Origin of the sequence: Micromonospora sp. NPDC005203 (assembly GCF_042872705.1) — a bacterium.
Lineage (GTDB): Bacteria > Actinomycetota > Actinomycetes > Mycobacteriales > Micromonosporaceae > Micromonospora.
In genome coordinates this window covers 148,395-165,779 of the sequence record NZ_JBIAKV010000009.1, presented here as the reverse complement: position 1 = coordinate 165,779, position 17,385 = coordinate 148,395, and the positions used below count along the sequence as shown (strand labels likewise).

Below are 17,385 nucleotides of genomic sequence, written 5' to 3'. Positions count from 1 at the left end.
CAACCCACTCCGACGCGGGGAGCAGACCGAGGCGCCGCGACCGCCTCGCTGGTGTCCCCCGGTCGAGCGCGACGCGGCCCCCGACCTTGCGATCCGTAACAGGCCCGAAACTACCGGTTGAGAATCCTGGAACTTTCTGCCAGCCTGAGGCCATCGAAGAGTGTGAACGTTAACGCTAAACGACGCGGGATTCCGCTACCACCACCGGAGGATCCGCATGATGTCCCCGGACCGTCCCACCGGGCGCACCCGACCACTGACGCTCACATCTTCCGGAACGACGGCGGTAATTCTGCTCCGAGGGCGTCCGGCCGGGGTCTGCTGACGCGGCAGCACTGACGGACGGACAACGCCGGGGCACCCACCCACCACCAGGAGGTACCAATGCGCGGACATGCGAACCACCCCCCACCCGAGGAAGACAACCGGGTGTCCTCCCGTCTTCGCGGACGACTGCTCACGCTCGCCGCCGCCGGGATCGCCGCCGCGGTCGCGATGTTCACCCTGACGGTGACGACCGGATCGGCATCGGCCGCCGACAACCCGTACCAGCGAGGCCCGGACCCCACCCGGACCAGCGTCACCGCCGTCAACGGCCCGTTCGCCAACACCTCGGTGAGCGTCCCGACCGGGTACGGCTTCAACGGCGGCAGGATCTACTACCCGACCGACACCAGCCAGGGCACCTTCGGGGCCATCGCGATCTCGCCCGGCTACACCGCGTTGTTCTCCGCCGAACTGGCCTGGATGGGTCCGTGGCTGGCCTCCCACGGCTTCGTCGTGATCGGCATCGAGACCAACAGCCGTAACGACTTCGACACGGCCCGCGGCACCCAGTTGCTGGCCGCGCTGGACTACCTGACCCAGCAGAGCCCGGTACGCGACCGGGTCGACCCCACCCGGTTGGCGGTCGCCGGTCACTCGATGGGAGGGGGTGGCGCGCTGAGCGCGGCCATCCGACGCCCGTCCCTGAAGGCAGTGGTCGGCATCGCGCCGTACTCGCCGTCGTCGAACCTGGCCAACGACCGGGTGCCCACGATGATCTTCGCCGGGCAGGCGGACACGGTGGTCACCCCGTCCTACGCCACCGGCCTGTACAACAGCCTCCCGACCACGACGGAGAGCGTCTACGTGGAGGTCGCCGGCGCCGATCACGGGTTCATGGTCGGACGGTCGAACCCGGTGATGGTCCGAACCATGCTGCCGTTCGTCAAGATGTTCGTCGACAACGACGCCCGGTACAGCCAGTTCCTCTGCCCGCTGCTGGACTCCAGCGGCGTGGTCACCTACCGCAGCACCTGCCCGTTGCTGCCCTCGACGCCCACCAGCCCGACGGCGACCCCCACCAACACGCCAACCCCCACCGCGTCGCCCACCGCTTCGCCCACCGTTCCACCCAGCTCCGCCAGCGAGATCGTCGGGACGCAGTCCGGCCGCTGCGTCGACGTACCCAACGCCGCACGCACCAACGGCACCCGGGTACAGCTCTGGGGCTGCAACAGGCAGACCAACCAGGCGTGGACCTACACCGCAGGCAAACAACTCCAGGTGTACGGCACCATGTGCCTGGACGCCGCGGGCTCCGGCAACGGCGCGGCGGTCCAGATCTACGGCTGCCACAGCCAGACCAATCAACAGTGGAACGTCAACTCCAACGGCACCATCAGCAACGTCCAGTCCGGACGATGCCTGGACGTCTGGAGCACGGCCAACGGAGCCCAGATCCAGCTGTACGACTGCCACGGACAGACCAACCAGCAGTTCCGGCTCGCGCCCCTGGCGTAAGGATCGCGGCCGGACTGAAACGGGCGGGCTCGGCGTCACGCCGGGCCCGCCCGGGTCGGATCAGAGTTCCCGGTAGTAGACGGCGATCGGCAGCGGAGTGCACCCCAGCGCTTCGTACAGGGCCCGGGCGGGCGCGTGGAATCCGTCCCCGCCCGTGCCGATCGTGACGACCTCGGCACCGAGTTGCCGCATCGCGGCGAACGCGTGCTCACACAGCACGGTGCCCGCGCCGAGCCGGCGGTGCTGCGCGGACACGGCGAGGATCGTGACGGTGGCGTTTCGGCGCTCAGGTTCTATGTCCCAGGCCACGTAGCCGGCGACAGCACCGTCGATCTCGGCGACCGCGACGTACCGGTGCTCGGCGGGGTCGTGGAGCCCGGCGACCTGCTTGACGTAGTCGTCGCGCCACGTACCGTGCTGGTTCGCGAAGACCGCCTCGCCCACGAGAGGGCGGAAGGACTCCTCGTAGAACGGGCCGAACGTCTCGATTGTCAGTTCGGTGAGCCGGGCCAGGTCATGCGGAAGAAACGAGCGGATACGCATCTGGGTGTGCCTCTCGAGCTGAGGTTCTGAAAGCCAACAAAACGGGCATCAGATGGTCAGCTGGCGGCCGGAACGGCGGCCAGCCGACCCTCAGCGGCGGGTACGCCAAGCGGCGAAGCAACACATGGTCAAATCCTACGGGGCGCCGCAACGGCATTCGCGTCCTTCTAGAGGGAGCACCAGCAATACAGGCCCTCGCCCGCGTCCCGCGCGCGCTGCGCAAGGGCGGCGACCTTGTCGATGACCGGGAGCATCTCGTCGTCGGGAAGCGGACCACTCCGCGCCAACTCCTCGGTCCGCCCCCACCTCGCGGACAACTCCGGCATCTGCGGCTTGGCGATGGAGGCGAGGGTGTCCCGCGTGGCCCGATCGAGCGACATCAACCACGGCCCTTCCTGCTCGTCCTCGCTCCACACCAGCTCAGTACCGATCAGGCTCGCGTTCCAGTCGACCTGACGCACGAAACCCACGAGCTGGCCGAGGATCACCGTCGGCTCGATGCCCTTCAGGTCGACCGCATCCACGGCCGAGCCGCCGTCACCGGCAGCGAGCGGCCCGCCCTCGAAATCCTCCACCAACCTGACCGCCGCAGCGTCGTCCTCGGCCCGGAAGTAGTCGTACAACATGCCCATGAGGTGCACTCCACCACAGGGATACGACAGCAGATGCCCCACGCCGATCCCGCCGCCGCGCTCCCCCACTTCCCCGAATCTGTAAACAACCCTTGATATTAAACGTCACGAACGTCAATATGTGGAGGTCGCGGGTCATCGAAGCCTGGGGAGTGAGCCATGAGGAGCCGTCGAATTTTCGCAGTGGTGGCCGGGGCGGCGATGACCGTGACGGCGGCCGTCGCCTTCGTCCCCAGCAGCGTGGCAGCCGTGTCCCCGGCCAACGCCGTCCCGATGGTCGCCTGCACCGCCCCGGCCTGGGCCGAGGGCACCACCTACCAGACGGGTGCCCAGGTCACCTACGGCGGCCGGCTCTACCAGGCACTTGTCGGCCACACCGCGCACCCCGGAGCCGGCTGGAACCCCGCCGCGACCCCGTCGCTGTGGCGTGACCTGGGCGCGTGCTCGGGAGGCACCCCGCCGCCCACCACGCCACCGCCGACGACCACGCCCCCCACCACGCCACCCCCGACCACGACGCCACCCACCACTCCACCGCCGACCACACCGCCCCCCACCACGCCGCCGCCGACCGGTGGGACCTGCGCGGTGAAGTCGCGGCCCACCGGCAAGGTGTTGCAGGGCTACTGGGAGAACTGGGACGGCGCCTCCAACGGCGTACACCCCGGCCTCGGCTGGATTCCGATCACCGACAGCCGGCTCAGCCAGCACGGCTACAACGTGATCAACGCGGCGTTCCCGGTGATCCGGGCGGACGGCACGGTCCTCTGGGAGAACGGCATGGACGCCGGCGTGAAGGTGGCCACCCCGGCCGAGATGTGCCAGGCCAAAGCCGCCGGCGCGACCATCCTGATGTCGATCGGCGGTGCCGCCGCGGGCATCGACCTGAGTTCCACCGCGGTCGCCGACCGGTTCGTGGCGACGATCGTGCCAATCCTGACGGCGTACCACTTCGACGGCATCGACATCGACATCGAGACCGGCCTGACCGGCAGCGGCAACATCAACACCCTGTCCACGTCACAGGCGAACCTGATCCGGATCATCGACGGCGTGCTGGCCCGGATGCCGTCGAACTTCGGCCTCACCATGGCACCGGAGACGGCCTACGTCACCGGCGGCAGCGTGGTCTACGGCTCGATCTGGGGCTCGTACCTGCCGATCATCAAGAAGTACGTGGACAACGGCCGGCTCTGGTGGCTCAACATGCAGTACTACAACGGCAGCATGTACGGCTGCGCCGGCGACTCGTACCCGGCGGGCACCGTGCAGGGCTTCACGGTGCAGACGCAGTGCCTCAACAACGGCCTCACCATCCAGGGCACCACCATCCGGGTGCCGTACGACAGGCAGGTCCCGGGCCTGCCCGCGCAGATCGGGGCGGGCGGCGGCCACCTGTCGACGTCGCTCGTCACGCAGGCCTGGAACTCCGTGCCCGGCCTGAAGGGCCTGATGACCTGGTCGGCGAACTGGGACGGGTCGAGGGGCTGGACCTTCGGCGACAACGTGAAGCGCCTGCAGGGCCGCTGACGCAACCCGTGCCAGGATGGCGAACCGAAACTCGCTGCCGTTGCGATAGGTAGGCATGACCGCTCCGGACGACGCCGGCCTCCTGGCCCTGATCGCAGGCGGCGACCGGAACGCGTTCGAGGCGTTCTACCGCCGGCACGCGCCGTGGCTGCGGCTGCGCCTGTGCTACCGCTGCTCCGACGACGCCCTCATCGACGACGTCGTGCAGGAGACGTTCCTCGCCGTGTGGACCGGCGCCGCGGCCTCGTTCCGGCCCCGCGACACCGATGCCGCCGCCTGGCTGTGGCGGATCGGGTCACGCCGGCTCATCGACGCGCTGCGTCGCCGCACGTCCCGCGACCGGCTCGGCCGGCTGCTGGCCCGCCTGCGCGGCCACGACGAGTCGTCCGCCGAGGAGCAGGTGCTGATCGGTCTCGAGCACGGCGACCTCGGTGGCGCCCTCGCCCGCCTCTCCCCAGAGTTGCGCGCGGTCATTCGCGCCACCGTCCTGGACGGCCTCTCCACCGCCGAGGCCGCCGTTCTGCTCGGCATTCCCACCGGCACCGTGAAGACGCGGGCGATGCGGGCCCGCCGGCAGCTGCGAGAGGAGTTGACATGACCTGGCACCTGCTCGACGAAGATCTTCGCGCCTACGCCACCCGTACCCTCGCCGCCCCTGGTCTGTGGTCCACGGAGGCGCACCTGGCGGCGTGCGGTGAGTGCCGCGAACGCCTCGCCGCAGCCGCGACCGCCCACCTGGGGGTGGCGATCGACGTGGGCTGGGCCCGCCTCGACGCCTTCCTGGACGCACCGCGGCCGGGGCCTGTCGAACGGTTGATGATCGCGGTCGGCGTGCCCGACCACACCGCGCGGCTGCTCGCGGCGACGCCCGCGCTGCGGCTGTCGTGGCTGGTGGCGGTCGCGGTCACGGCCGCGTTGACGGCAACGGTCGCCGTGCTCACCGACCCGGTCGTGTTCCTCGCGGTCGCCCCGCTGTTGCCGCTGGTCGCGGTCGCGATGTCGTTCGCACCCGGCATCGACCCCACCTACGAGATCGCGGTGGTCGCCCCGATCCGTTCGTTCCGGTTACTGCTCTTGCGGTGCCTCGCGGTCCTGTCCGCGACCACCGCGCTGTCCGCCGTGGCCAGCCTCTTCATCTACGAGTACGGGCTGCGCGCGACCGGCTGGTTCCTGCCCTCGCTCGCCCTGACCGTGCTGTCGGTGCTGCTCTCGGCTCGGCTCGGCCCGGGGCCGGCCGCGGTCGTCGTCGGCGTCGGCTGGGCGGCGGTGGTCGCCGCCACCCTCGGCGACCGGCTCGTCTTCACCCTGGCCGGGCAGATCGGCGTCGTGATCGTCGGCGGGATCGCCGCCGTGGCACTGGCCCGTCAGCGCGGCACGTACGACCGCTACCACGTCCCCAACCCGATGAGGAGGGTTTCATGACTGCCGTTCAGGCAGCCGGTCTGAGGTTGCGGTACGGGCGCACGACCGCGCTCGAGAACGTGTCGTTCACGTTGCGCACCGGCGTGACCGGGTTGCTCGGCCCGAACGGCGCGGGAAAGACGACGCTGCTACGGATCGTCGCGACCGCCCTGCCGGCCGACGGCGGCACGCTGCGGGTCTTCGGTCACGACCCGAGCACGCCCCCCGGGCGGCTCGCGGTCCGGCGCCGGCTGGGTTACCTGCCGCAGGACCCGGGCTTCCACCCGTCGTTCACCGCGTTCGAGTTCGTCGACTACGTCGCGATTCTCAAGGAGCTGACCCACCGGACGACGCGGCACACCGAGGTCGCCCGGGTGCTCTCCGCCGTCGGCCTCGACGATCGACGGCGATCCCGGATCCGGACCCTGTCCGGCGGCATGAAGCAACGGCTCGCGCTGGCCGCCGCCCTGGTCGGCGACCCGGACCTCGTCATCCTCGACGAACCGACGGTCGGCCTCGACCCGGTGCAGCGACTGCGGTTCCGGGAGCTGATCGCGGACCTCGGCGAACGCAAGACGGTGCTGCTGTCCACCCACCAGACCGAGGACGTCATGTCGCTGTGCCAGGAGGTCGTCGTCCTCGACCGGGGCCGGGTGCGGTTCGAGGGCACCCCGGCGCAGCTGGCCGGGCGGGCCGCCGGCCGGGTGTGGACGAGCGCGGCGCGGGAGGCAGGGGCGTTGGCGTCGTGGCGGACGGGCACGGGGCTGCACCGGCACGTCGGCGACCCGCCACCCGGGGCGGCGCTGGTGCAGCCGTCGATCGAGGACGGCTACCTGACGCTTGTCGGCGCCGGCACCGAGGCGTCGGCGATCGCGGGCGGCGCGCGATGACCGCGACAATGACGGTGGCGACCTCTGCCCGTCCAACGCCGTCGTCCACACCCGGGCGTCGGCGGGCGCTCCTCGCACTCGCCCGGTTCGAGTCGGTCCGGATGCTGCGACACCCGCTCACCGTCGCAGCCGCGCTCCTGTTTCTCAGCCCGCGGCTGTGGGGCTGGCTGTCCGGCTCGGTCAATCGTTATCCGGTGCTCCCCGACGAGCTGATCACCATCCAGTTGCTCGCGTTGCCGGTCCTCGGCGGGTCGGCGCTGATCGTGGCGAATCTCGCCACGCTGCGGGCGCACCGGCACAAGGTCGACGCGTCCTACGACGTGCTGGTGCTGCCGCCAGCGTGGCGGGTCGGCGGGTTCCTGCTGGCCCTGCTTCCGCTGGCCGCCCTCAGCCTGCTGCTCGTCGGCGTCCAGGTCGTGGCCGCCGCAGTGCTCCCGGGCTCGGCCGGCAGCGTCGACGTCGCCACGTTGCTGACCCCGGCGGCGCTGACCCTGCTCCTCGGTGCGGTCGGGGTGCTCTCCGGCGTCCTGGTCCGCTCCGCGCTGATCGCCCCACTGCTCGTCCTGCTCGTCCTCGTGCTGGAGTTCCTGGTGATCACTCCGACGATCGTCGAGAGCGGCTGGCGGTTCCTGCTGCCTGTCTACGTCAGCGAGTTCACGGTCCCGGTGCCCGCTGGTGTCTCCGACCGGCCCGCGGCCCGGCACCTGGTCTACCTGGTCGGGATCACCGTGCTGCTCGCCGCGGCCGTGCTGGCCCGGGCCAACGCACGGCGGCAGGTCGTCGCGGCCGGGCTCGGCGTCGGGCTGATCCTCGCCGTCGGCGGCGGGCTGACCCAGTCGCGGCCCGACCCGGGCCTGGCGGCGGCCCGCGCGACGGTGGAGGACCGGGCGGCAAGCATCCAGTCGTGTGAGATCCGCGGCGACGTCACGTACTGCTTCTTCGACGGGTTCGGCGGTTTCGTGCCCGGGTGGGACGCGGTGGTGACCTCGGTACGCGCTGTCGTGCCGGCCAGCGCAGCCTCGTCCGGGCCGCCGCTCGCGGTGCGGCAGCGGACATCACTCGACGCGATCACCGCGGCGGGCTGGACCGGATCGGTCGCCGAAGACCGGCGGATGGTGGCAAGTTGGAAGGTCGAGGACGCGGCGGCGGGCACCCCGGAGGCGGTCCACGTCGGCACCGCGTGGGGCGACGATCGGGCAGCCGCCGCCCTGGCCGCCGAGGTTGCCTACCGGCTGATGGCCGCACAGGCGTACGACGGGGGGAACTTCCTCTGCGGGGCGCGGGCGGCGCTCCTGGTGTGGCTGGTCGGGCGGGCGTCGCCGACCACCCTGGCCGGGATGCGTTCGCTGGACGAGACGAGCACCGGTGCGCTCAGCTTCAGCGACATGTCCTCCAACTACGGCATCCTGGCACCCGACCGGGCGGCGGCACCGGCCTTGGAGTTGCTCGAACGGCAGTCCGAGGTGGCACCACTCGTCGAGCGGCACTGGGCCGAGCTGACCGCGCCCGACACACCGTTGGAGCGATTCGGCGCCATCTTCGGGGTGCCGATCCAGCCGCTCGCGCCGGACGACGACACGCTGGCGTGCGTCCCGTGAGCGACGTGCCCGCCCTCGGCGCGTCGGGGCCGGCGGCCGGTGGGCCCGTGCCGAGGCGGAGTGGGCGACCGCGGACGATGGCGGCGCTGGTCTGGCCGACGCTGCGGGCGACGCGGATCTCGCCGCTGCTGGCGGCCGGGGTCGTCGGTGTGGCGATCGTGATCCCACCGACGGTGACCGGGTCGGTCCTGCCACCCGACGAGCACATCACGTTGCTGCGGCTGGTGATGGCCTGCGTCGGCATCGGCGTCACGTTCGCGCTCGACGACCCGGCGAAGCCCACAGCGGAGACCCTGCCGGTCCCGGCCTGGGTCGGCGCGCTGGTGAGAGCGGTCGCCGTCGCGGTCCTCGGCGGGGCGTGCTGGGCGGCGGCCCTGATGGTGACACGCTCCGGGTCCGAGACCGCGTCGCTGCCGTACCCGGACCTGACCCGTGAGGCCGCGACCGTCACGGCGGTCGCGTTCCTCGCGTCGGCAGTCGGCTGGCGACGGTCGCCGCGCGGAATAGGCAGTCCACTCGCCGCCCCGATGCTGTTGCTCGGGATCACGGTGGTGGCGCTGCTACCGGCCTCGGTGGCTCTCCTCGTCGGCACGGGCGACGGCTGGGACGCGGCCCACGACCGCTGGATGTACCTCCTGGCGGGGACACTGGTGGCGACCGCAGGGGTGCTCACGGCCCGCCGGCGACCTGGGCGCGGCTGACAGCCGTGCGGCATCCGGTGCCACGGCCACCAACTCGGCCAGAACCTCCGCGGCGATCCTCCTCCGCAGAGGCTCTGCCCCATTGTTGGCGGACAGTCGGCGGTGGATGGGTCGGTCCAGCGGCGGTGTGGACGGCGGGATGGAAAGGTTACGCCTCGGCATCGGGTCGGCTGTGCACCACCAGTTCGTCGATCTCCAACCGGCCGACGCGCAGCTCCCGCACGACAGCACGGCGGATCGCCAGCCGCCCGATGGCCAGTGCCCCGACGGCCACGGCCCCGACGGCCAGCGCACCCACGGCGAGGGCACCGAGCGACGCCGCCCCCACGGCCCGCGCGCCCGTCGCCGCCGCGCCGTCAGCGCGCGTCCCGGTCATCCGCACCGGGCGTACCTCTCGCTTCATTCCCCCATTGTCCGCGTACCGCTGGCCGCCCGCTGTCCATGGCTTCCAAGTGTCACCCCGCGCCCCAGTCCGGCGGCCTCCCACCGGGTCCCAGCTTCACCTGGCCGCCGGCGACTCCCCGGCACCGGTGCTCCCGCCAGGTCACCCAGGCTCGAGGACCGGCCATGTCAGTCCAGGACCGCGATGGCCTCGACCTCGACCATGAGGTCCGGCTCCCCCAGCGCGACGACGCCGATCAGGGTGATGGGCTTGGTTGGGTCGACGCCCAGCTTCGCGGCCGCACGCCCGACCCCCTCGCCCAGCAACGGGTACTTCTCCGGGCTCCAGTCGACGACATAGATCGTCAGCTTCGCGACATCGTCGAACGAGCCGCCGATCTCGGTCAGCGCCCGGCCGACGTTGAGGTAGGCCTGCTCCACCTGAGCCGCGAAGTCACCGGTGCCGACCGGGTTGCCGTCGGCGTCGCGGGCCACCTGACCGGCCAGGAACACGAGCCTGGACCCTTCCGCGATAGACAACTGCCGGTACACGTCGGGCTTTGGTAGACCGTCGGGGTTGAACAACTTGATGGTCATACGCACTCCTCGTTGTCAGGCACGTCCCGCGTACGATAGCAGCGCTATGTATCCTGCCCGACATGCCGAGGCCGAAGGACCCTGAGATCCGCACGATGCTGATCGCCCGGGCCGCCCACCTGCTCCGGGTCCGCAAACCGGTCACACTTCGTTCCCTGGTCGCCGGGACCGGCGTGTCGACGATGACGGTTTACACGTACTTCGGCGGCATGGACGGGCTCTGGGGCGCTCTGCGCCAGGAGGGGTTCCGCCGCCTGGCCGATCGTCTCGAGATCGTCACCGAGACCGACGATCCGATCCGCGACCTCACCGCGATGGGAGCCGCCTACGTGTCCAACGCCGTGGCCGATCCCGACCTCTACCGGGTCATGTTCGACGACGGGTTCAAGCTCGACGACCCGGCGCAGGCCGACGGGACGCTGCTGCATCTGGTCCACGCCATCGAACGCGCCAAGTCCGCCGGCCGGCTCCGCCCGGACGTCGACCCGTCGGACCTGGCGACGCAGAGCTGGGCCATCGGACATGGCCTGACCTCGCTGATCACGGCTGGCCCGCTGCCTCTCGAGGCCTTCGCTCTCGGCGCTCCCATGCTGACCGCCCTCTACGTGGCCAACGGCGACGAGCCCGGCCGCTGCTCGCGGTCGGTCACGCTCGGCTGGAGCGAGATCGACACCACCCCGGGCACCAGCCCGTCGGTCCCCGCCGGCGTCCCGGCGAGGGAGCAGGGGTGAGCCCCGCACTGTTCGCGGTCCGGTCACGGAATCGAGCGGGTAGCGCGGATCGCTGACGGCCGGCAGTGGATGGGCCACGGCCGGCGGCTGTCGTACCCGTGTGTGAGGCTTCGGGCATGGCGACTTTCGTTCTGATCCACGGGGGCGGGGGCAGCGCCTGGGACTGGCACCTCCTTGCCCCCGAGCTGACCAGCCGCGGCCACGACGTGGTGATCCCGGAACTGCCGATCGAGGACAGCTCCGCCGGGTTCGCCGAGTTCTGCCAGACGGTCGTCGACGCGATCGGCGACCGGAGCGACCTCGTGGTCGTCGGGCACTCGTACGGCGCGTTCACCGCGCCGCTCGTTGCCGACAAACTGCCGGTGCGGCTGCTCGTCCTGCTCACACCGATGATCCCGGAGCCCGGTGAGAGACCCGGTGACTGGTGGGCCAACACCGGTTACCGCGGCGCGGAGCAGCTCAGCGAGGAGCAGCAGTTCTACAACGGTGTGCCCGCCGACATCATCGCGGAGGCGGCGGCGCACACGCGAGACCAGGTCAGCGCGGAAGGGCACGAGCCGTGGCCGCTGGACGCCTGGCCGGACGTGCCGACGACGGTGCTCATCGCACGCGAGGACCAGTTCTTCCCGGCGGCTTTCCAGCGCCGGGTGGCCGCCGACCGACTCGGCGTCGTCCCGGACGAGACGGACGGCGGCCACTCGGTGGCGCTCAGCCACCCGAAGCAACTCGCCGACCGCCTGACCGCGTACCCGCTGCCCTAAGAGCGGGGACACGGCCGGCGCGGTGCGAGCCTGCGGGCGCCTCAGGAAAACTACTTCGGGGCGCGCAACGCCTGCCACAGTTTGCGATAGAAGTCGGCGTACGTCCGCTCGACGTGTGTGGCGAACCGCTTCGCTTCCTCCTGCCGGGCGGGGAACCGGTTGATGGGTACGCTCATCGCGGCGCCCTGGACCAGGTGCTCCTGCACGACGTGACGCCGCATCTTCGGGCTGATGTCACCGAACTCGTAGTTTCACCGGGACGTCCCGGCCAACTGATCGCCCGTGACGGGTGCCACTACGGGCCAGCTCGGCGACGGCACTCCTCGATGATCGCTATGTGCTGCTCGGCCCATGCCCGGACCGCTGCCAGCGGGGTGTCCAGGGAGAGACCCAGGTTGGTGAGCGTGTAATGGACGCGCGGCGGCACGGTCGCCTCGACCCGGCGGGTGACCAGACCGTCGCGGCACAGGCTCTGCAGCGTCTGCGACAACATCTTGTTCGACACTCCGGGGGCACGGCGGCGTAGCTCCGCGAACCCGAGTTCCGCCGGATGACTCTCTGCCAGCACCTTGATCAACATCGACGTCCATTTGTCGCCGACCCGGTCGAGCAACTGTCGGGTCGGGCACGCTGGGCTGAACAGATCCCCGGTTACCCCGGGCTCACCAGGTGACGCAAAAGTGCTGTCTTGCCAAGTCATCAGGCATCTCCCATGGTAAGCAGGTAACCAATGGTAACTGCTTGGAGGTCAGACATGGAATTGCGTAGGATCCGCACCAACGGCACCGAGCTGAACGTCGCCCTGGATGGCGCGGGCCCACCGGTGCTGCTGATGCACGGCTGGCCGCACACCTGGCAGGTCTGGCGCGAGGTGCTGCCGCTCCTGGGTGGGCGGCGCCGCGTCATCGCACCCGACCTGCGCGGGCTCGGCGACAGCGCTCGCGCGGCGGACGGATTCGACGCGGCGACCGGCGCCGCCGACATGCTCGGCCTACTCGACGCGCTGGAGGTCGAGCAGGCCGAGGTCGTGGCCCTGGACGCGGGCGTGCCCGCCGCCTTCCTGCTCGGCGCCCTGCACCCGGCCCGGGTGCGTCGCCTGGTGCTGATGGAGGCGGCGCTGCCCGGCCTGCCTGGTGGCTTCCCGACACCACCGTGGTGGTTCGGCTTCCACTCGGCCCCTGGGCTGGCCGAGACGGTGCTCGAAGGCCACGAGGCCGCGTACCTCGACTGGTTTCTCCTGGCTGGCACCTTCGAACGTCGGGGGGTGCCCCCGGAGATCCGAGACGCGTTCGTCAGCGCGTACACCGGTCGTGAGGCGCTGCGTTGCGGTTTCGACTACTACCGCGCCGCCGAGCAGAACGCGGCAGCGATCGCCGCGGCCGGCCGGCTGACCACGCCCACGCTGGCCGTCGGCGGCAACACCGTCGGCGACCTGCTCTACCGGCAGCTCACCCCCATCGCCGACGACCTTTCCGGTGAGCTGATTCCCCACTGCGGCCATATCGTGCCACTGGACCGCCCGGACGCCGTCGCGCAGTTGCTCCGCGTCGACTCCGCCACGTCCCGTTAGCCAAGCGGCGCACCCGCGTGCAGGGTTCCCCCGCAGACCGGCGGTCAGGGAGCACAGAACGTCGCCGGCTCGGTGAGGCCGAGGTCCGCGCAGTCCCATTCGGTGCCCTGGTCCTGGTATCGCCAGCCCGTGGCGGCGGTGTGATGGAACAGGTAGACGACGCTGCCCCCGTCTGGACGCCGCACGTCGGCCGCCGCCCACGTCTCGACGCACTCCACTTCGGTGGGAGCGAAAGACCAGCCTGGTGGCAGCTCGACCAGGGTCCCGAGGGTCCGCGTCGACGGACACCCGGGACCCTGGGATCCGTCCCCGGTGGGGGCGGCGGCAGGTGGCGACGGGGTGTCGGGTCGGCGGTTGGCGGCGACGGCGACCGTGGCGCCGATGGCGACCACCAACGCCGCGGCCGCCGCGCCGGTGGTGACCGCCATTCGCCGTTGTGCCTGCCGCGACCTGCGCAGGGCACGCTCGTACATGTCAGTGGTGCCGCCGTGCTCGCTCAGATCGGCCATCGCCTGACGCAGCGGCCCGAGGTTGTCGGTCATCAGGCCTCCTCCAGCACAGCCGACAGCAGCTCGGGCGCTATCTCCCGCATACGCGCCAACGCCTTGCTGGTCTGACTCTTGATCGTGCCCACCGAGCACTGCAACAGTTCCGCGGCCTCAGCCTCGCTGCGGTCCTCGAAGAACCGCACCACCAGCACGGCACGTTGCCGCTGGGTGAGGCGGCCGAGAGCCTGGTGCAGGGCCAACTTGAGATCAGTACGACGAGCATGATCACTGCCGGGCTCGGCCACGTCGGCCAACTCCCCCGGCAACGACTCAGCCACCTTGCGACGCCGCCACCAGCTCACCTGCTGGTGGTACATCGCGGTACGGGTGTACGCCTCGAAATGCCCCGGATCATCCAACCGACGCCGACCCCGATGCGTACGGGCCAGCGCATCCTGCACCAGGTCCTCGGCGAGGTGCCGGTCACCGGTCAGCAGGAACGCCGTCCGCAGCAACGCGGGAGAGCGGGTCCGAACGAACTCACAAAAAAGATCGTCTATGGAGTCCGCCATGCCCCGCTCGTTCCCCCCACGTACCCCAAAGTCCTTCAGGCAGCGGCGGCGTCGATGCGGCCCGTTGACTGTGGGACACACCGTAGCGGGTGTGCCCCACAGCAAGCGACCGCGGTCCACCCGATCAGGAGATGCAGAACGGCGCCTCCTTGAGGCCGAGGTCCACGCAGTCGTAGCCGCTGCCATCGCCGCGGTACTTCCAGCCCGTACCGGCCACGAAGTGGAACAGGTACCAGCCGTCACCGGCGGTCGGGCCCTGCGGATCGGCCCCCGCCCAGTCCTTGACACACTCGACACTGCCGAACGTCCAACCCTTCGGAAGCTCGACCAGCTTCTCCAGGGTCTGCGCCGAGGGGCACGGGATACTCGCGGCCGTACTGGTCGCCGGCTTCGGCGCCGTCTTCCCCGGATCCGAGATGCAGAACGGCGCCGGCTCGCTGAGGCCTAGTTCCTTGCAGTCCCATCCGCTGCCCTGGTCGGAGTACTTCCAGCCCGTGCCGGCCACGAAGTGAAACAGGTAGACGCCGTCACCCGTTGTCGGACCCTGCGGATCGGCCGCAGCCCAGTCCTTGACGCACTGCACAGTGGTGAGAGACGAGCCCTTCGGCAACTCGACCAGCTTCTGCAGGGCCTCCACCGAGGGACACTCGGCACTCGCACCCGCCGGGGCGGCCACCGCGGACGACGCACTGGGAGCGCCGGTGGCGACAGCGGCGGACGTCGGAGCAGATGCGGTCGGGCTGGGACCAGGCGCCGGCTTGGCGCCGCAGGCGGGGAGTGCGAACAGCACGGCGGCGAAGGGCAGGAGCAAGAGAGGACGTACAGACATTTCTGGACCCCTATGGATCGTGGCGATCGTCGCTTACATCCGGGTACATGCGATCCACCGCCCGCAGGTTGCCGTCAACCACAAAGATCTTCAGAAATTTCTGGCGCCCCCGTCCGGACGGCACCGGTCGCGCGATCGTCCGGCACGCCGATGTCGCCTCGAAGGGTCACCGCACGGTTCGGGGGCGGATGCCCGTTGGCCAGTCCGGGTTCACCGCGTCTCTCTACCTTGCCATCGGATCACCGCCGAGAAGCAGGTGGTCCTTCGTTCCCGACGAAATGAGGATTGATGGCGGTAAGCAAGCGGGTGGGCCTGGGTGCCGCGGTGGCCGCGCTGATCCTGACGTTGCCGGGCGCCGCGTCCGCAGCCGAGCAGAGTACGCGGAACCGAGCCGAGCTGATCAAGTTCGCCATGCTGCCGGCGGCGACGTTCGTTCCCGGTAGCGAACCATCCGGCTCGTCACTCGGCACTGCCCCGATCAACGGCATCACCCCGCCGTTCGTCGACCAACCGGTCCAGGGGTTCAGCGGCGTCCTTCGCAACGCCGACGGCACCTTCGACGTGTTGTCCGACAACGGTTTCGGCAACAAGGCCAACAGTGCCGACTTCCTACTGCGTGTCCAGCGGGTCGCGCCCGGCTTCGCCAGCGGCGCCGTCGACGTTGTCGGCGGCATCAACCTGACCGATCCGTACGGCAAGGTTCCGTTCGCTCTCACCCGCGCCGACCGCGTGCTCACCGGTGCCGATTTCGATGTCGAGTCGATCAGTCGGACGGCCGACGGCACGTACTGGATCGGTGACGAATTCGGTCCGTACCTGCTGCACTTCGACCGCGCGGGCCGCCTCCTGCAGGCGCCGGTGCCACTGCCGGGCGTGTTCGCCCCCGAGAACCCGACCCGCGGTACGACCCCGGCCAATCTCCCCAGCAGCAAGGGCTTCGAGGGCATGGCCCAGTCACCGGACGGCGCCACGCTCTATCCGCTGCTCGAGGGCACGGTCGCGGGCGACCCGACGGGCACACTCCGACTCAACGAGTTCGACGTCAGGACCAACACCTACACCGGTCGGCGCTGGACGTACGCGCTCGACGCTGCCGACCACGCGATCGGTGACGCGATCATGGTCGACCGCGACCGCTTCCTGATCATCGAACGGGACAACGGCCAGGGTGAGACGGCAAAGGTGAAGAGGATCTACCTGGCCGACAAGTGCGACCGGAACCGGGACGGGCGCCTCGACAAGACCCTCGTCGCCGACCTGATGAACATCGCCAACCCGCGGCACGTCGGCGGGTTCGGTAGCACCTTCACGTTCCCGTTCCAGACCATCGAGGACGTGGTGATCCTCGACGACCGCACGATCGCCGTCCTCAACGACAACAACTTCCCGTCCTCCTCGGGCCGCACCGCCGGCCAGGCGGACAACAACGAGTTCATCGTGATCAAGCTGGACCGCGGCCTGGATGCCGACAAGCGCGTCCTGCGCCGCTACTGACCCGGCCCCGGGGGTAAGTGGGCAGGACTGACAGTTCCATCTGCACGGCGGGCCTGGGACAGCTCATCGAGCGGCTGTCCCAGGCCTGATCGCCGACGGGCGGGGACGTGGCGATACTGTCGGCATGAGGTACGTGTCCGGAGTGCCGCGACCCCCGCTGGACGCGCTGATTTGGGGGTACCCCGAAGCAGAGGAGAGTCCGTGGGCAAGGTGGTCATGTACAGCTCGGTGTCGGTGGACGGCTTCATCGCCGACGTCCACGACCAGCCCGGACCGCTGTTCGACTGGTTGCTCAGCGGTGACGTGCCGTTGGACGAGAGCGGCGCGTTGAAGGTGTCGCAGGTGTCGTACGACTACACCCGGCCGTACTGGGACCAGATCGGGGTGACGATCGCCGGCCGCCACGTCTTCGACCTGACCGACGGCTGGGACGGCAAGCCTCCGAGCGGGGTCGACCACGTGGTCGTCGTGACGCACCGGCCGGCGCCCGAGGGCTGGGACCCCCAGGCGCCGTTTCACTTCGTCGGCGGTGTCGAGGCAGCAGTGGCCAGGGCGCAGGAGCTGGCGGGTGATCGCATCGTCGAGGTCGCCGCTGGCGACGTCGGTGGCCAGGTGCTGGCCGCGGGCCTGGTCGACGAGGTGCGCATGGACGTCGTACCCGTCGTGTTCGGGTCCGGCAAGCGCTACTTCGGGTCGGTCGACGGGCAGCACCTGTTGGAGGACCCGGACGTGGTGATTCAGGGCAACCGGGTGCTTCACCTGCGCTGTCGGGTGCGCAACTGACCGACGGTCGCGGGGGGGGGGGGGGGCCCCCCCCCCCCACTTGGTGCGCCAGACCCGGGGGGGGGCGTGGCGTGAGTACGGCGGGCCCCCCCCAAGAAC

General features: G+C 70.3%; 21 protein-coding genes. 12 read left to right on the top strand and 9 right to left on the bottom strand.

Going from position 1 to position 17,385, the window contains the following annotated elements; all coding sequences use genetic code 11:
• Positions 1-384 precede the first annotated feature (384 nt).
• A complete protein-coding gene (locus tag ACFYPM_RS20880; RefSeq protein WP_387199313.1) occupies positions 385-1,785 on the top strand; it encodes a ricin-type beta-trefoil lectin domain protein in 1,401 nt (466 codons plus the stop codon).
• A gap of 60 nt (positions 1,786-1,845) precedes the next feature.
• Here the strand turns inward: ACFYPM_RS20880 and ACFYPM_RS20875 are convergent, their stop codons facing one another.
• Positions 1,846-2,328 carry a GNAT family N-acetyltransferase gene (locus ACFYPM_RS20875; RefSeq protein WP_387199310.1) on the bottom strand — a complete coding sequence of 161 codons (483 nt, stop codon included), beginning with the start codon at positions 2,326-2,328 and terminating at the stop codon, positions 1,846-1,848.
• A gap of 167 nt (positions 2,329-2,495) precedes the next feature.
• Complete coding sequence (locus ACFYPM_RS20870) at positions 2,496-3,029, bottom strand: hypothetical protein (protein WP_387199307.1); 534 nt, start codon at positions 3,027-3,029, stop codon at positions 2,496-2,498.
• A gap of 90 nt (positions 3,030-3,119) precedes the next feature.
• Between ACFYPM_RS20870 and ACFYPM_RS20865 the strand changes: the two genes are divergently transcribed.
• Genes ACFYPM_RS20865 through ACFYPM_RS20840 form a run of 6 tightly spaced genes read left to right on the top strand, consistent with a single transcriptional unit; the run spans position 3,120 to position 9,080 of the window.
• Complete coding sequence (locus tag ACFYPM_RS20865; RefSeq protein ID WP_387199304.1) at positions 3,120-4,490, top strand: carbohydrate-binding protein; 1,371 nt, start codon at positions 3,120-3,122, stop codon at positions 4,488-4,490.
• Between the two features lie 55 nt (positions 4,491-4,545).
• Positions 4,546-5,088, top strand: a complete 543-nt coding sequence (locus ACFYPM_RS20860; RefSeq protein ID WP_387199300.1) for an RNA polymerase sigma factor — start codon at positions 4,546-4,548, stop codon at positions 5,086-5,088.
• Positions 5,085-5,912 carry a hypothetical protein gene (locus ACFYPM_RS20855; protein ID WP_387199297.1) on the top strand — a complete coding sequence of 276 codons (828 nt, stop codon included), beginning with the start codon at positions 5,085-5,087 and terminating at the stop codon, positions 5,910-5,912. The genes ACFYPM_RS20860 and ACFYPM_RS20855 overlap by 4 nt, the downstream gene beginning before the upstream one ends.
• Entirely contained in the window at positions 5,909-6,781 is an 873-nt protein-coding gene (locus ACFYPM_RS20850) for an ABC transporter ATP-binding protein (protein WP_387199294.1), read from the top strand. The genes ACFYPM_RS20855 and ACFYPM_RS20850 overlap by 4 nt, the downstream gene beginning before the upstream one ends.
• On the top strand, positions 6,778-8,379 hold the full coding sequence (locus tag ACFYPM_RS20845) for a hypothetical protein (RefSeq protein ID WP_387199291.1): 1,602 nt from the start codon (positions 6,778-6,780) through the stop codon (positions 8,377-8,379). The genes ACFYPM_RS20850 and ACFYPM_RS20845 overlap by 4 nt, the downstream gene beginning before the upstream one ends.
• Positions 8,376-9,080, top strand: a complete 705-nt coding sequence (locus ACFYPM_RS20840) for a hypothetical protein (RefSeq protein ID WP_387199288.1) — start codon at positions 8,376-8,378, stop codon at positions 9,078-9,080. Before ACFYPM_RS20845 ends, ACFYPM_RS20840 begins: the two co-directional genes overlap by 4 nt.
• 148 nt (positions 9,081-9,228) lie before the next feature.
• Here ACFYPM_RS20840 and ACFYPM_RS20835 read toward each other — a convergent pair whose 3' ends face one another.
• Positions 9,229-9,483 (bottom strand): hypothetical protein, encoded by a 255-nt coding sequence (locus ACFYPM_RS20835; protein WP_387199285.1) that lies wholly within the window; start codon positions 9,481-9,483, stop codon positions 9,229-9,231.
• 167 nt (positions 9,484-9,650) lie between these two features.
• Entirely contained in the window at positions 9,651-10,058 is a 408-nt protein-coding gene (locus ACFYPM_RS20830; protein ID WP_387199281.1) for a RidA family protein, read from the bottom strand.
• 62 nt (positions 10,059-10,120) lie between these two features.
• On the opposite strand from ACFYPM_RS20830, the gene ACFYPM_RS20825 reads away from it, so the two are divergent.
• Together ACFYPM_RS20825 and ACFYPM_RS20820 are read left to right on the top strand one after the other, a co-directional pair.
• On the top strand, positions 10,121-10,789 hold the full coding sequence (locus ACFYPM_RS20825; RefSeq protein ID WP_387199278.1) for a TetR/AcrR family transcriptional regulator: 669 nt from the start codon (positions 10,121-10,123) through the stop codon (positions 10,787-10,789).
• 116 nt (positions 10,790-10,905) lie between these two features.
• The gene (locus ACFYPM_RS20820; RefSeq protein WP_387199275.1) at positions 10,906-11,550 is read left to right on the top strand and encodes an alpha/beta fold hydrolase; all 645 of its coding nucleotides are present in this window, start codon (positions 10,906-10,908) and stop codon (positions 11,548-11,550) included.
• Between the two features lie 50 nt (positions 11,551-11,600).
• Here ACFYPM_RS20820 and ACFYPM_RS20815 read toward each other — a convergent pair whose 3' ends face one another.
• The gene (locus tag ACFYPM_RS20815) at positions 11,601-11,771 is read right to left on the bottom strand and encodes a hypothetical protein (protein WP_387199272.1); all 171 of its coding nucleotides are present in this window, start codon (positions 11,769-11,771) and stop codon (positions 11,601-11,603) included.
• A 74-nt stretch (positions 11,772-11,845) separates the two neighbouring features.
• The gene (locus ACFYPM_RS20810; protein ID WP_387199269.1) at positions 11,846-12,250 is read right to left on the bottom strand and encodes a winged helix-turn-helix transcriptional regulator; all 405 of its coding nucleotides are present in this window, start codon (positions 12,248-12,250) and stop codon (positions 11,846-11,848) included.
• A 54-nt stretch (positions 12,251-12,304) separates the two neighbouring features.
• On the opposite strand from ACFYPM_RS20810, the gene ACFYPM_RS20805 reads away from it, so the two are divergent.
• Positions 12,305-13,120, top strand: a complete 816-nt coding sequence (locus ACFYPM_RS20805; RefSeq protein WP_387199266.1) for an alpha/beta fold hydrolase — start codon at positions 12,305-12,307, stop codon at positions 13,118-13,120.
• A 44-nt stretch (positions 13,121-13,164) separates the two neighbouring features.
• Here the strand turns inward: ACFYPM_RS20805 and ACFYPM_RS20800 are convergent, their stop codons facing one another.
• The 3 genes from ACFYPM_RS20800 to ACFYPM_RS20790 all read right to left on the bottom strand — a co-directional run bounded on the left by ACFYPM_RS20800 (position 13,165) and on the right by ACFYPM_RS20790 (position 14,817).
• A complete protein-coding gene (locus ACFYPM_RS20800) occupies positions 13,165-13,662 on the bottom strand; it encodes a hypothetical protein (protein ID WP_387199264.1) in 498 nt (165 codons plus the stop codon).
• Positions 13,662-14,180, bottom strand: coding sequence for a SigE family RNA polymerase sigma factor (locus ACFYPM_RS20795; RefSeq protein ID WP_387199261.1), 519 nt, complete (start codon positions 14,178-14,180; stop codon positions 13,662-13,664). Before ACFYPM_RS20795 ends, ACFYPM_RS20800 begins: the two co-directional genes overlap by 1 nt.
• Before the next feature lie 124 nt (positions 14,181-14,304).
• Complete coding sequence (locus ACFYPM_RS20790; protein ID WP_387199257.1) at positions 14,305-14,817, bottom strand: hypothetical protein; 513 nt, start codon at positions 14,815-14,817, stop codon at positions 14,305-14,307.
• Positions 14,818-15,297: 480 nt separating this feature from the next.
• Between ACFYPM_RS20790 and ACFYPM_RS20785 the strand changes: the two genes are divergently transcribed.
• Both ACFYPM_RS20785 and ACFYPM_RS20780 read left to right on the top strand, forming a co-directional pair.
• The gene (locus ACFYPM_RS20785) at positions 15,298-16,503 is read left to right on the top strand and encodes an esterase-like activity of phytase family protein (protein ID WP_387199255.1); all 1,206 of its coding nucleotides are present in this window, start codon (positions 15,298-15,300) and stop codon (positions 16,501-16,503) included.
• A gap of 201 nt (positions 16,504-16,704) precedes the next feature.
• Complete coding sequence (locus ACFYPM_RS20780; RefSeq protein ID WP_387199252.1) at positions 16,705-17,286, top strand: dihydrofolate reductase family protein; 582 nt, start codon at positions 16,705-16,707, stop codon at positions 17,284-17,286.
• Positions 17,287-17,385 lie beyond the last annotated feature (99 nt).